Here is a 14,909-nt window from a genome sequence, read left to right on the forward strand (position 1 = left end):
CGGTATTCGTTCCTTCGTCACTCATATCATATTTTATTACCATACACACAAAATCGGCCTGCGTCGCTACGCGCACGCTAAAAAGGTCATTTGGTGGGTTGTGTTTGCTACAATTTTAATTTTTTGATACTGGGTAGCATGACAAAATAAGATTAGGAATTTTGATTATGCGGAATAGATGTTCGAAAATGCGGAAAAACTAAGTTTTTAGTTATACTGATTTTTAATTATGTGCGCCTTTTTGGCAGTCTTTTTGAGTTTTTGTAAAAAGTGTTCCACAGCAAGTATCAAGTCAGAAAATCAGGCCAATAACACATTCCGGACGGTATTGTATTTCTATGCTTGCAAAAAAGATCCAATAATTCACCCGCTGACAGCACTGTTACCTAAACAGGATCAGCCTGAACTCTCCCGTTAGTTTATAAGCTTCGCCTAAAAGTGATCGTCGAATGGACTGAGCTTTCCGATTATATTCTCATAAAAAGGAAAGGAACACTAGGAAGAATCGATTCAGCGAGATCGTGGCCATTCTAAAGCAGCAAGAAAACGCAGAAATAGTTGTTCTGAATACCGGTGAGCATGGAATAAGCTTGTAGCTGAACCATGCAAAAGGCTGATCATCAATGTGATTAACTATTATCACTTACTACTGCTCTCTCAACAGATTTGCAATTGTAAAACAGCCGAACGAAAGGAAAAATCAATAAAGTTGATTTCCCTGACATCTATACATAACTGGCATCACATCAATTAACATGGTGAATTAGATTTCAGTGGAAAAGCAATCTACACCAACCTTTGACGTGGATGCGATTTTAATCTTTTTCACGGCTGATGATTGGTTTACTTGTCAACGACCTTACATTAAATTGATTTTACGCGAGGCTTGGAGGGACAATTGTACGTAGAGTAGTTTTAATAACCATTTGCCGTCAAAAGAATAATTTTGACCGCCTTTTTTGCAAAAAGCCGGTATAGTAACTCTGGACAGCACTTCACAAAAATTAACAATTTTCAGAACGTACGTTCACAAACGTTAACAGGCCTGGGTTGAATACCATTTTAACAAGAGTCAACTTTGCCCATAAAAAACGCCGAGCTCAATTTAGGCCGCCAATTCTTCCAACAAAAAAGCAACAAGTATGTCAAAATTTTTTCTCTTAACCATTTGGGCATTTTTCATCCTTTTATTTAAAGCCGACGCCCAACAACTTATTATTTCACCGCAGATCCGATTACCAAGGGACTCCACACTTAAAAACAATCTGATCGCCTCGCTAAAACAATTCTTGAACAGCAAGGAGCTTCCCAATCAGAAAAACGGATCCGTCTTGCCCGGAACGCTCTCAGAAACCTCGTTACTACTTGACGAATTCAAGCAGATTGAGATAGATCAGGAATCCCAAGACAGTATTTTCTTTAAACCATATCTTATAAACTTGATCGAAGCACGAGATAGTACTTATAGCCTTCAGCTTTCCTATATGGGTATTCGTAACACTCAGCCGACGCTTCGTGCCTGCTTTAAGCTATCGGCAAAAAGGGAAGGGTCACGGTTCCTCTTTTTTTCTCCATTCAAGCAGAATACGAAAGGTTGGAAGTTAAACCGCGTTGGTTTGACGGACTTTTTCTATCGTGAACATCTGAATGAAGCCAACGTGCAGGCATATCAGAAAATGATAGAGTCCTTTGATAAAATAATAGGTGCTCCATCCATTGCAACGCGCTACTACTGTGCTGATAACTTTGAAGATGCACTCATGCTCGCAGGTGTTAACTATAAATCGGACTACAATGGTTATTCAAAAAGCAGGCTAACTTCTTTGGAGAACGATACGTTGTTGGTTTTGGATGGCAGATTTTCCAACCATTTTGATAACATTGATCCACACGATTTATTCCATGAAAGACTTCATTTGGTCATTGAGCCAGATATAATTAACCGCCCTGTAGATGAAGGATGCGCTTATTTGTACGGTGGAAGCTGGGGGATAGGCTGGCCGACGATTCTTGCTCAGTTTATAGACTATGCCGCGAAAAATAAGCACTCCGATTGGTTAACCCTTTATTTGGAAAGGGAATACTTTACGCAGCCGAAGCAAATGAACAAATCCATTACTGCTGATCAAAGACTTAGTATCTCTTATGTAATTAACGCGCTTATCGTAAAGAAGCTAGAGCGTGAAAAAGGATTTGGAGCAGTGAAAGAGTTGTTGAGTTGCGGGAAGAGTGAGAAGGGCGATGCCAATTATTTCGTAGCGCTTGCGAAAACTGCAGGTATTACTAAAGCAAATTTCAATAAAGCTGTATGGGAACTTATAGAATGCAACAAATAAGAAATGCCAACCGGTTTGCAAGCCAGGATTTAGTTTAGATTATTTTCCGTTTCATGTAATTCTATATTTTTGACAGACTATAAGTTTTAATATAAGAGGTGCCAGATAGCAGTTTCTAGGACTGGAAGGATACTAAGCAATGCTATTTTTTATTTTTTTTTGTTAATATATGCAGTGTACAAGCAATGCTTAAACGAATTAGGTTGTGCTGAGAATTCGTTATTCTTGATAATAGCACCTGATTTTGGTTTACAAAATCCATGGACAAAAGCGTGCGTTTATTAGTTTAGCCCCATTTGAATAGAACCGGTCAGATTTAATACATCCCAATTAATATTTCCGTTTCCAATCGCGTGCCCAAATATATTCTCCTGGAAAGGTTTACTGGCAAGATAACGGATGGAACAGGCCGGTTATACTTTTTACGTGCTGCCTGTTCGTATTTGTTGGGGCTTGTAACATCCTCAGGAACAGGCCAACCTATGTCTGCAATATTATTTTCTTTGCAATATTCAACGACGTCGTCATGTGTCTTCCCATTTTTAGGATCGGGTCTAATATGTAATTGCCAAAGCTTTTTTTTATATGCGAACGGTTGATTTTAAACAAGATAAAAACAATAGTTTACTACTACCGCTGACATGGGTTTTATCACTTAATAAAGCCAAATGTTGGATATAGACAAGTTATATCGTTCCGGACATATTCTACCGTTTTATTCCTCACGGTTAATGAGTATAATGCCTTTTTTGTCCTCCGTGACCAGATAATTTTCTTTTGGAATGAAAATTTCTCCCTTGTCATTGCGTTCAAAGTACTTGGAAACGAAATTCCACTTTGTTTCAGCAAGCTCAATTTTCTCCTGATCGGCAATTGCATCTTTAATTACGAACGTTGCCAGGCAGCCCAATATAAAAGCTGAAAAGATCAGGCTTACGGCCACAATGTTTTGACCAATGCCAGTAGACAGGTTCCCCCACCATATGGTCCAGGCAGAAGCGTTATGCCCATAGTGGTTATTATAAGTAACCGGCTTGATCGTTTCATTCACCTTCGCAGCGGCCTGGTCAATCTGGTCAACGGATTTCTCGACAGCCAGCATCAGTGGCACGATCTCCGGCTCGATTGCTGATTCTGATAAGTTAAAACGGAGTGCCAGCCTGTGGCGCTCCGCAGCGACGTTTGTATGTTTTTCCATTAGCTAATAATTTCCTGTATTTCCTTCTGTTTTTTACGGTACATGATCCTGGACATCATACCCAAGGATGCCGGATCCGGATCAGGCTTGCTGATCAGGTTGATTATCTCGGTAACAGCCCCACCACTTCCCAGGTCACCAAATTGTTTGCAATCAATCCCAAGCTCTTTAAGTTTTTCAACTGCTTTTTCAGCCGTTTCCCTGCCGCCAAAGGTGCCCATATTGACCACCATTGTTATAGGGAATTGCCCGGCAATTCCAGCAGACACCGCGTTGTAATAATTTACGCAGGAAGCCAGGGCATCACGTCCTGCAACAATGACAAATAAACGCAGCATAGTGTCCCTATCTGCCAGTTCCCTGCGCAGTTCATCAGCCAGGTCATCTTCTTGCAGCAAGCGTAAGAATTCAGCCGATTCAGGTGCGCCAAAATCAATGTAATAATTTTCAGATTTCCCCTTGGACAACCTATCGAGCAGATCAACAATTACATCCCGTTCCATTTTTTTGTACTCATTGAGTATAGAGAAACTCCGGACACGCTCTTTGCCCACTACTGCGCCCAGACGCCCGATGGATGTGCCCGTAGATTCGTCCAGGTCAATAAAATTTGTTTTCTGTTCTTTCTGGTTTTGTGCTACAAACCATATAAACAGTGATTTGCCTACGCCACCTTTTGACTGTAATACCAGATTAATTTGCTTCATGCTAATAGTTATTGATTATTAATAAAGTACAATATCAGAAATCAGTAAAATCCATTCCTGGATCTTTCTTACCTTTTGGTTCTTTTGTGGCTTTTTCAACGATTGTACCCAAATCCTGTTCAGGCAGGGCAGGAGGGAAGGCCGCCAGGTCCGATGGTTGGGTGACTGGCGGGCCTGGTGCAACCACCAGCGGGGCAAGCTGGGCGGCCTGCTTGGTTTTACGTCTTCTTTTCAGGTTGTAGATGGCATCTTCTGTAATGTCAATACCGAGCTCATCTTTGACCTGGCGGATCATGATCTGAGCCGGGATGTCAAAGAGGTAATCGCCATAGTACCTGGCCAGCAGATCAAAGCGACCTTTCAGCTTCATTTCAAATGCCTGCAAGACATACTTTTTATCCATAGGACAAGAAAAAGACATTTTTTAAACAACTATAAAACGAAAATAGAACAGAAATATTTAATATTTAACAAATGGCCGAGAAAAAAGTAAAAAAAGAGTTACTTGCCCTTATATTCGTGCGTTTGTTGTTTGTGAGAAGGTAAAGCAAGCCATGTGTTTGTATATACAAACTTTCGCTTCGCTTCAAATTTGCATCTCCAAACACGCCGGTCGTGCCTCCCTTGACTTGCCGGGGCGCTGCCCCAAACCCCGGTGTCACGGACACCTTTTTATATTTTAGGCTATGGAAGACAATGATAAGAACCCGCATTATGAAGCCCGCAAGGCCGGAGCAGCCAGGCGGGAAAACAAAGGTAAAATGATCCCTGTCCGGGTAACCGAACATGAGCATGCACAAATCAGGGCGAACGCGATCCTGGCCGGCCTGAGCGTATCAGAATACCTGCGCCGGCTAAGCACCGGCCATCAGGTGCAGGCGCGATTTGAGAAGGAAGAAAAGCGCAACTTGCAAGGCATCGGCACTAACCTGAACCAGCTGGCCGCATATGCCAACAAAGGCTTCTTTTATGAGAAGCCTTTGCTTGAAGTTTTGGAACAACTTAAAAAAATACTAAAAGCATGATCGCCAAAACATCGATCGGATCGAGCTTTTCAGGTGCAATCCATTACGGGGCAGGCTATTCTGTGGAAGGAAAAGAGATAATGGGCAAAGCAGATTTGCTGGTCACACACAACGTGGTTTCGCGTGACCCGGAGGGCATTGCCGCCGAGATGCAGCAGGAGGCGTCTTACAGCCGGTGCAAGACACCGGTGTGGCATTCGTCTATCAGCTGGAAGCCGGAAGAGAAACCTACGCGTGAGCAAATGATCGAGACGGCCAACCGGTATTGTCAAAAGATGGGGGCTGACCCGAAAGACCACCAGATTGCAGTTTATGAGCACCATGACAAGCCGCACCAGCATATCCATGTTTATATCAACCGCGTACCGACGGATGGGAGCAAGGCGCTGGAAACTTCGCACAATTATGCTCGTAATGTGCGGATCTGCAAAGAGATCACGCAGGAGCTAGGTTTTTCGAAGCTCGAAAAGCTGGAAGAAGGAAAACTGCGCCATGTGGCGGTCAACCAGGAGGAAGCACAAAAGGTCGTAAATATTGCAATTAAGGCTGCTTTGAAAGAAGAATCCGACACGCCGGAAGACATGGAGCGGCGGCTGAAAAAAAAAGGGATCGAGTGCAAATATAAGATCGAAGAAGGTAGGCTAAAATATTCGAGTTACAGCTATCAGAGCGTACCCATTAAGGGGCAGGATGTTGGCTTTACCGCCAAACAGTTACAGGCTAGGCTAGACAAGAACCTCGAACTTAAAAAGGAGCAGTTGCAGCAAGTCAAACCGGAGCCAGAGCGCAAGCAGAAACGCGGCCACAAGATGGGCTTTTAATTTTCTTCTTGAAATTTATTTTAAAGACATGCAGCCTACATTACCATATTGTTGGTATTGGCATTTAAATGCCTACGGATCAATTGTTCGATTATAGCAAATTGGGCCATTTAATTGCATGGTTATGTTGGCAGCCGCCAATCAGGATGGGCTAGTTGGATACCTGGCAAAAGAAAGTCTTGCCATTAAAGAAAGTTTCGAATCATGGCTACCATACTCTTATTTATTGATTGTCGGAAAGTAGGATATATTTTCTTGGATCCGTACTTACAAATCATAGAATCTTCGGTTATTGGAATTGTCATATTTCTACATTATGTATTGCCAACAGCAAGCTTTGGTCTGCACTTACTTCTCCCATTTGTCGTTTAATCATTAAGCGCTCGCTTGAGGTAACAACTTTGTATTGCAGTTAGCCTCCAGATACACGATCTGGCCATAGTTCAATTTTTTGGTCCTTCCCTCAGTCTGCAATAGTAAATGATTGCTTATAATCTCCGAAGGAATTCAGGTTTGGTAGTCATTTTAGGATTCAGCTTTTCTACAACACGGTCAATGGCGATAATGAAGCGTTCTATGGACAAAGGTTTCAACAGATAATCGCAGGCAGCCAAGTCAATGCATCGGTTGCAAATTCCTTATATAACTGTAGTGAAACCACTAGGGGAGTGTTTTTCAGTGTTTTTAAAAGTTTAATCCCCGACCGCACTAGCATATTGATATCCATCAACAACAGATCAACTGGTTGCTCCTGTATTTTCTCGCCAGCTTTGAAGGCATCGCTGCATAGCCCTACAACGCGCAGCACAGGGAGCAGTTTGCGGTATTCGACCAATAGTGTAGCATGCGTGTTTCACTAGGTTGATTTATATTTTTTTATACTTATTAATATTAGTTAAAGGTTTGGCTGTCTCCGTTGCTTTACCTTTGTTTTACAAGATTTTGAAAAACGCCGAGATCAAATATTATCGAAATAGTATTCTTCCTGAATTGATTGAGGATCTTAAATTCTGTGATCGAATATGCCAGGACTGATGATTTATAAGTGCGTTTTTTGCCTGATCTTAGTTTGACATCACACTAATCTCAAATTAAGTGGATGCCAGTAAATATAAAAGATCAAATACGGCTAAAATGCTCATAGATATTTTGCATTATGACAGCTAAAATCAGTTACCTTTTCTACTCTACAACGGTCTATACCATCCTATGTGTATTTTCAGCTACCGCTCAACCATTTGAACCAGGTGTAACATACTTTGGGGCTAATAATTACATTGAGTATCGGGCAGGTAATTTACCTATCATCCTCACGGCACCGCATGGCGGAAAGCTAATTCCCTTATCCATTCCTGACCGGAATTGTATAGGTTGTAATTATATTTCTGACGCAAATACAGACGATTTAGCGATTAAAATGGACATGGCTTTACGTTCGTCCATGGGTGGGTATCCGCACATCATCATCAATCACTTGCATCGAAAAAAAATGGATGCCAACCGTGAAATCGTTGAAGCTGCTGATGGCAACTTGGAAGCAGAGGCCGCCTGGAAGGAATGGGAAGCCTTTATTTTGGCAGCTAAAGCAGATATTGTGAAACAAACGGGTAAAGGGTTATTGATCGACATACATGGGCATGGGCATGATAATCAAAGGATTGAGGTAGGGTTCGATTTGTCGGGTAACGAATTACGACTTTCTGACGCTACGTTAGTGAGTACATTGTATCGGGACAAAACATCCATAAAATACAATATTATCAACAATTTGACCGGTAAGAATACGCCGGAAATGATACGCGGTGAGTTTGCATTGGGTACCTTACTAGCCGCTCGAGGATACCCCTCTGTTCCTTCTCAACAAGACGTAGCTCCCTTAGATGGTGAACCTTATTTTGAAGGTGGCTATAATATCGAACGTTATGGTAGTACGGATGGTTCGACCATAGACGCCATTCAAATCGAGTGCAATATGACAAACGTTCGGGATTCACCTAAGAATCGTACTGCTTTTGCGGCGAAATCGGCGGACGCTTTAAAGGCTTATATGTTAAAACATTATGGAGACTTAAATTCACTACCCGTCACAATAACACGTTTCATTGGCGAGCATAAAGACAGTGTCAATTACCTGACATGGCAAACCGCAGATGAAATCAATAACAAAGGTTTTCAGATAGAACGTTTAGGGTTGAAAAGTAAATGGCAAGTATTGGGTTTTGTTAATGCAAATGGCGAGGCGTCTACCTATGACTTTACCGACAACCAACCCCTACATATGTCTTACTATCGCCTGCGCCAAATAGACATTGATGGCAAAGAAACGTTCTCAAGAGTCATATTCGTTTCTTCAAAAAAGAAATATAGACTCAAACTGTATCCCTCCGTAACCAGTGACTTTTTGACATTAGAAACAACTTCAACGGATAACTTCTTGATTGTCAATTTACTTGGGCAAACAGTTAGTACTGGTAAAACTACTCGGCAGATAGATGTCTCTTCTTTATCACAAGGTATTTATATTATTAGAATCGGAAGAGAGCAAACGAAGTTTGTGAAGCTTTAATGTATACAAATAACTGGCGTCCGTGTAAAATAGAGATTTCTAATTTTTTGTATTTTTAAGTCGTTTGTGTGGGTTTTAGCCTGAAATTGTTACAATACCTTCCTCTTTGTTGCTAATTATATTAAGTTGCACATTTTAATATCCGCCAAGGCATTGTTGAAGGACAAAGTCGACTGTTTGAGGAATTTGATAATCCGATCCAGACCAAGCGTATTGAAGAGAAGTGGGATGAAATCATGAAAAATGGTTGTGAATATTAAACTCAAGCATGCAACAGCATCTACGCTGGTAAAAAGACTCATTTACTATTCACAACAACACCGGCTTTACCTAGCACTCCTTGAACGGATCGTAAAACCTTATTTTTTGCTAAATATTTATCTTAACCATTATTTAAATCTCTCTCACCTTTGAGAACAGGAGATGTGGTCGTTCTTAGGGCGCTCACGCGCAATCCATTTCATAATACTAGGTTAATGATTAAAAGATTCTCAATGATGACCAAAAGAATCTACTACAATGCCCAATCTGTACCAGCACTCCTGATCGGCGACGGGATAGATAACTAATTCGCAGCATCTACTGCCAGTGCAAATAACTGGTCAGGATCATTTACCTGCAATCCGATCCGTACCGGAGTGCCTTGCAATTTCTCATGGCTGAAATGGCTGTGATCTTCCGACCATCTGCAAAAATAAACCTTGTACCTATAATCTCTATTTCCGCGATGTCGATTCGTCCGGTTGAGTGTTGGACATAAGAACTGTGGCACTAAATGCTGTTTGATATAATTTAATAGCGCCAGAACAGTTTCTTACTGTTTGTGTGGGCACAATGACCGCTATATCCCCGGCAATAACACAATTGCAAGCAAGTGAGATTGAACCACAATTCGTCATGTGACTAGTAAAAGCTGCCCTTAGTTAAATCAATTCCACCGGAGACTAGCTCCTTTCCCAATTTGACTATGGTATTTCCTAAAATAGGCAGAAATATTACTGACATGACAGATTATCAATTAATCGGCGAGATTAAGAAATTCGAGCTTGACAACTTTATGCCTTATATGGGCTGGATTGGTAACAAACCGCACAAGATTATACGCACAAAGACCCTTTGTCATTCTTTGTCTAAGATGAAATTACTGACAGGCTCTTTGAATTCGAACTGAGAGATTGGAATAGGTTGAATAAAGCTACCATTTACGATTGTCTCATCAATGCTTATCTGGCCTTACCTGAAACACAAATTTGATTCTATGCCAACAATGTCAGCCCAACCTAAAAGTATGGTAGTTTGACCGGCTTAGATTACAGACTCAATCGGTCGAGCAGTATGAACTGTTCAAAATTAACCTTTGATGATCATGGCAAACAAACAATTGACAGAACTTAGAAACGAAGAAAGTGCATGCAAAGCCATTTTCGAACTTGTATCAGCTGAGTGTAGGCCTACCGATTTGGGTACCTAGAAGATTCTGAGCGTGGACATAAACCATATGGGAAAATATGGAAGCGGTACTACGCGCCATATTCCTATTTCAAGTGACGTCCCCATTGAACACAATTATGGTAACGAGATTGAACCTATTGACAATGTTTTTTAAGCTTGTCTATCGAATCAGGGAGTTCTGCTTGATGATAATTTACACCAGATTCAACTCCATCCAAAAGTTGTCGTTCGACTAAATCGATCCTTGGCTTTTCTGACACTTTTCATAAAATACAGCAAATTATTAATTACAACTAGTATCACGCTATTTCCACGCAATTCCGCCTTTTTGTATTTATGTAATTCAAGAGTTATTTATTTTTATATCTGATATTTGAATTAAATAAGTTCTGTCAATACAATATTTAATTAGCCGAACATATGACAAAGGTATTGATATTTAAGTTGTGAACTTTTAACGAATTATTAAATCTATAACAAAGCATTAAATACTTATTTAATTCCTGATGTTTACCTTAAATACGCGCAACTTCATTATAACTTTCGTGTAAGGATTAGACAAACTGAATTCACCATCATTATTTTGTTCTCCAGCCATTACACTTTTGATGAACAGTTATCAATATGAAAGATTAGAATTGGAACTAGGTGCTACGAGTGAGATAGGTGCAAGCTGTGTCATTGTCCATGGCACTGTTTGAAACTAGTGTATCAAAGGGAATATCTTGACCGAAATAAGCTGGACACATCATTTAATATTGGGATCTTTTTTACCAAATTTTATTATTTGTAGGCATAACAAATGAATGATTTATGTTGATAAATCCTCTATCATTTGATAATTTCAGTAAAATAAGAATACCATTAATATATTTTAATATATTTTAACATCTTTTAATATTCTTTAGGTTGCCCTAGTATTACATTTGCAGCACAAAACTTTATTCTTATGTTATCATTAAGATAAAGGTGACAATTAGCAGGTAAGGTAGAGAACATGGCCCAATTGAAGAAGATTTGTTCCCGAATTAAGTTGCACATCTTTAATAAGTTGTTGAGAACAAAAAAGGAAAGGTTATTGAGGCGAAGTAAACGAGATCTTTCATGAACTTGAGATAAAAAATTTTTTATATGTAAAACAGTTTTACTATTAAGTGCAATAGGAATGTCCTATTGCCAATAATTATCCATGAATTCAGGAGGAAATGTCCTTTCAGATCCATCATTAAGGATCAAGTGCTCAGGATTTGTGACTTATATGTGAATCCTAGCGCAGTTTTATATTAGTTATACTGTTCGAGGACTATTCACTGCCTTTGTAGTTCATTCTAAAGAAGAGCAGTATGAATACAACACCCATAATATGTGCTCAGCGCTTCCATACTCCTGCACAAAGTTTTGTGTGTTATGGAATATCACCTGAACATGTATCCAAAAAGATGCCATATACTGGTATACTGCTTTAGCAGACCAATAAACCACTGCTCAGACTGCTAACGGAGCACCAGAATAGCATTCGCCTTACCTGTAGCCAATAAACGACGGATGAAAGAGCCGGTTGCAGACATTGATCGTTACGCATAATTGTTTTGCCTTACTAGGCGAATGGGAGACATTAACTGGACTTTTCTAAAAGAACCGGGTTGAATTCTGCCTATGACGGAATTGATTATTCCAGCCATTATTATCGGCAAAGAAAATTTCCTGGCAAGCTTTGGCAGTGCTTAAAGCGGTTATTAAAAGGCACTTCAATGGAGGTCAGTTGATTCAAATATAAGCGGCAATGACTATAATAAAAGGAAAGAAGGATTGAAAAGTCTTAAAGATTGTATTCCAGGTTTTCTCTGTTATTACTAACAAGCGCCAGCTGATATTGGAGGCTGCGCTTCCTGATAGGGAGCTGTGCGGATCTTTCGGGAAGCGGGAACTATTGCTGGGCAAAATCCAGATGAAACTATATGCAGTGGTTTGACTTTTACGTGCCGCAAAACCATATTTAAACACAAATCAAATACTTTAATGAAAAAACAAACAACACTTTTACGCGCGCTAACTCTTGGTGTAGTGCTTTTTTGTAGTGGGCAACAGGCACATTCCCAGGTAAAAGTCGGGGATAATCCGCAAACTATCAATGCAGCCTCAGCTCTGGAAATTGAGAGTGGCACGAAGGGCCTTTTGTTACCTCGGGTTTCGCTTACTGCGACGGACGTCTGGGGATTGGACGGTACTCCGGTGGCAGGTATGCAGGTTTATAACATTAATGCGGACATTAAAAGTGCAACAGCTAATGAAGGAGTAGGCGTCTATTATTGGGATGGACTTAACTGGATAGCTGCCAAATATGTACCGAGCGAAGCCACGGCTGCTGGAGATTTTGACTGGCTTAAGCAAGATGACAGCCAACCGAACGCCGCTAGCGATATAACCAGTAGCCTTTATCATGGTGGGACTGGTAGTCAACAGGTTGAAGTACGTACGACAGATACAGGTATCGGGACCTTCTCAAGAGTTGGCGTAGGGCATGGGCACGAGACTACAAATGCAATTGGTGCTTATTTATTTGCAGCGAACATGGGGGAGCGGACGGCTGGGTTGCAAGTAGATACTGCACATCCGTTTGTATTTAATACAAAAGCAACCAACGATAACTTGATTGCAGAAAGAATGCGTATCGACTCTGACTACGGTTTTATAGGAATTGGAACTAAAACACCTCATGGGTTGCTATCCGTGGCCAAGGGAAGTATTTTTCAATCAGATACTCCGATTTTTACCGAAGCAAACAACAGTGTTCAAATTGGGGGTGGCGGGGTCCGTATAATGAATAACACCGGGGACTTAAACGGCTTTGTAGATTTTATGGATAAAAATCTCGGAGTGCCTTTCGGCGCACGTCTTGCATGGATGAACGACGTTGGTGATTCCAAAGGTGGTGCATTTAAAATTCAGGTGAGGCAGAAGGAGGAAGGAATTAATATTGTGAGAAATGCGGTAACTGTCATGAACAATACTGGCAAGGTTGGAATTAACACAAATTTTCCTGCTTACCAGCTGGATGTAAACGGAGATATTCAGGCGAGTGGAGAGTTTCTTAACAGCGGCCAAATCGTGACTTCAGACGAACGCCTCAAAACAGAGATTAATACGCTTGAAAAAGGGTTGGCGATCGTCTCTAAACTCATGCCTGTGACCTACAAAAAGAAAGAGTCGATATCCAGCAACGATTACAAGAGATCGGAGATCGGTTTTATCGCACAGGAAGTACGGAAGATATTACCCCAATTGGTGCGGGAAGGTAAAGACACTGATAAATTATTGGGACTTGACTATATATCCCTTATTCCGATACTTACCAGGGCTATCCAAGAACAGCAACAACTGATAGAGAAACTCTCGGCAGAAAAAAATGGACAATCGGCAAGACTAGATGCGCAGGGAGATCGACTGGACACACAAGCGAAAGAACTTTCACAGATTAAGCAGATGTTGCAATCCATGTCACAGGGAAACACTGTCGAGGTGTCTAAGTAAGGGTTGATCTGCATCTATATAAACTTCATCAACAAACTATTTACGACATTTACAACAGATTTTTCTAACGGCTGCTCTGCGACCGTCTATTTACAGGTTATTGGGTTCGGCGCGTTGAAGATGTGCGAACCCAATAACCTGTAATATCCCTCATATGCTTCTGAAATCGGTTGACAGTTTGCCCGTTTTCAAGTATCTAGCTGGGCATTGCACATTTCCAACACGGATTTTTTGTACGGATACCATTACAAAGGCAACGATCCGTTCCGGTGATGCGCTTGATGGGGAGTCAAATAGCCTAGTAATGCATGGGGCCGCATGGCGTTATAAGTGTTAATGCCTTTTGCAATGCTGGCCTGTGCTGATGAAAATGAGAAAAAGTCAGTCAATTTAGAATCTTCCTTCAAAGTCCGGAACACATGTTCTGCCATGGCGTTTTCGTTAGGGTCACCGCTTTTGGCCATGCTGGGTTAAGGAGATCGATGAATCGCAAGCCTTCAGATTGACTGGTATTGGCGGTAGCAACTGGCCCTGAAACATTAGGCAGATCTGTTGAGAAAACACGGCCTGGAACTACGTGGTAAAGTAAAACACTGGTGAGTAGTGCACGGTTAGCCGGCGCAAGAAGCGTGGCTTTCGGCGTAGTGGTATATAGCTGGCGTAAAGCCGCATTCGTCGAGCAAAGACGATCAGGCCATCGCCTGCTGAGGTAAGCGCTGGGGCTCCTGCGCAATCTCCACCAGCGATTGGGTAGGCGGGACTCATTATCAATCACATGGTTAACGCCATTGAAAGCAGCAACATCTGTTGCTATGACTTTGATCTTGCCATTAATGAATACACCATCTGCATTTTTGGATAGGTAAATATTATTATTAGTGTTTACTGTTTCAACGGTGCCGCTTTGCACGTCGGCTGCTCTCACAGTACCGCTCAACAGAGGTGAAGTTAGGATCGGTGTTAATGCATCTTTTGTCAGCGGATCCATGCTGGTAATGGCAGCGGTTGTGTAAGGCGCATTATTGGGAGCAAAAACACTAAAAGCCTGTACTCAACAAAGTTGCAACGAGGGCAGTGTTGAGAACTGGGGATCTGTGGAGGCAACACTCGGTACGTTACCGGCTCCAGGATCTACCGTTTGATCATCATCTTCATCGTTGAAGAATGAAATTATAAAGGCTATCACAGCCGCAAACAGGCACGTTTTTAGATTGGTCGTTGTTGTGAGTGGCTTCATAATTTGAGTTGGTAAGGTGTTTAAAAATTTTTCCTT

12 protein-coding genes and 1 pseudogene are annotated in these 14,909 nt (G+C 41.2%); 6 read left to right on the top strand and 7 right to left on the bottom strand.

Annotated features, from left to right (window positions below):
• Positions 1-1,142: 1,142 nt before the first annotated feature.
• Positions 1,143-2,336 (top strand): hypothetical protein, encoded by a 1,194-nt coding sequence (locus L0659_RS25115; RefSeq protein WP_235129369.1) that lies wholly within the window; start codon positions 1,143-1,145, stop codon positions 2,334-2,336.
• Between the two features lie 715 nt (positions 2,337-3,051).
• Here L0659_RS25115 and L0659_RS25120 read toward each other — a convergent pair.
• Genes L0659_RS25120 through L0659_RS25130 form a run of 3 tightly spaced genes read right to left on the bottom strand, consistent with a single transcriptional unit; the run spans position 3,052 to position 4,662 of the window.
• On the bottom strand, positions 3,052-3,534 hold the full coding sequence (locus L0659_RS25120; protein WP_235129370.1) for a hypothetical protein: 483 nt from the start codon (positions 3,532-3,534) through the stop codon (positions 3,052-3,054).
• Positions 3,534-4,241, bottom strand: coding sequence for a hypothetical protein (locus tag L0659_RS25125; RefSeq protein WP_235129371.1), 708 nt, complete (start codon positions 4,239-4,241; stop codon positions 3,534-3,536). The genes L0659_RS25120 and L0659_RS25125 overlap by 1 nt, the downstream gene beginning before the upstream one ends.
• A 34-nt stretch (positions 4,242-4,275) precedes the next feature.
• Positions 4,276-4,662 carry a hypothetical protein gene (locus tag L0659_RS25130; RefSeq protein WP_235129372.1) on the bottom strand — a complete coding sequence of 129 codons (387 nt, stop codon included), beginning with the start codon at positions 4,660-4,662 and terminating at the stop codon, positions 4,276-4,278.
• Positions 4,663-4,927: 265 nt separating this feature from the next.
• On the opposite strand from L0659_RS25130, the gene L0659_RS25135 reads away from it, so the two are divergent.
• Both L0659_RS25135 and L0659_RS25140 read left to right on the top strand, forming a co-directional pair.
• On the top strand, positions 4,928-5,266 hold the full coding sequence (locus tag L0659_RS25135; RefSeq protein ID WP_235129373.1) for a plasmid mobilization protein: 339 nt from the start codon (positions 4,928-4,930) through the stop codon (positions 5,264-5,266).
• Positions 5,263-6,087, top strand: a complete 825-nt coding sequence (locus tag L0659_RS25140; protein WP_235129374.1) for a relaxase/mobilization nuclease domain-containing protein — start codon at positions 5,263-5,265, stop codon at positions 6,085-6,087. The genes L0659_RS25135 and L0659_RS25140 overlap by 4 nt, the downstream gene beginning before the upstream one ends.
• A gap of 589 nt (positions 6,088-6,676) precedes the next feature.
• On the opposite strand, the gene L0659_RS26580 is transcribed toward L0659_RS25140, so the two are convergent.
• Positions 6,677-6,895, bottom strand: coding sequence for a response regulator (locus tag L0659_RS26580; protein ID WP_409019460.1), 219 nt, complete (start codon positions 6,893-6,895; stop codon positions 6,677-6,679).
• 348 nt (positions 6,896-7,243) lie between these two features.
• On the opposite strand from L0659_RS26580, the gene L0659_RS25145 reads away from it, so the two are divergent.
• The 3 genes from L0659_RS25145 to L0659_RS25150 all read left to right on the top strand — a co-directional run bounded on the left by L0659_RS25145 (position 7,244) and on the right by L0659_RS25150 (position 13,636).
• Positions 7,244-8,653, top strand: a complete 1,410-nt coding sequence (locus L0659_RS25145) for a T9SS type A sorting domain-containing protein (protein ID WP_235129375.1) — start codon at positions 7,244-7,246, stop codon at positions 8,651-8,653.
• 243 nt (positions 8,654-8,896) lie between these two features.
• Entirely contained in the window at positions 8,897-9,067 is a 171-nt protein-coding gene (locus L0659_RS26585) for a Tn3 family transposase (protein WP_409019462.1), read from the top strand.
• Positions 9,068-12,124: 3,057 nt separating this feature from the next.
• Positions 12,125-13,636, top strand: coding sequence for a tail fiber domain-containing protein (locus L0659_RS25150; RefSeq protein WP_235129376.1), 1,512 nt, complete (start codon positions 12,125-12,127; stop codon positions 13,634-13,636).
• Between the two features lie 245 nt (positions 13,637-13,881).
• On the opposite strand, the gene L0659_RS25155 is transcribed toward L0659_RS25150, so the two are convergent.
• From L0659_RS25155 to L0659_RS26360, 3 genes and pseudogenes are all read right to left on the bottom strand, one after another.
• The gene (locus tag L0659_RS25155) at positions 13,882-14,067 is read right to left on the bottom strand and encodes an integrase core domain-containing protein (RefSeq protein WP_235129377.1); all 186 of its coding nucleotides are present in this window, start codon (positions 14,065-14,067) and stop codon (positions 13,882-13,884) included.
• Positions 14,040-14,411, bottom strand: a complete 372-nt coding sequence (locus tag L0659_RS26355) for a fasciclin domain-containing protein (RefSeq protein ID WP_310590719.1) — start codon at positions 14,409-14,411, stop codon at positions 14,040-14,042. The genes L0659_RS25155 and L0659_RS26355 overlap by 28 nt, the downstream gene beginning before the upstream one ends.
• Positions 14,412-14,666 (bottom strand): annotated as a pseudogene (locus tag L0659_RS26360) (fasciclin domain-containing protein); the annotation flags it as partial.
• Between the last annotated feature and the right edge of the window lie 243 nt (positions 14,667-14,909).

Source organism: Dyadobacter sp. CY347 (assembly GCF_021502655.1).
Taxonomy (GTDB): Bacteria; Bacteroidota; Bacteroidia; order Cytophagales; family Spirosomataceae; genus Dyadobacter.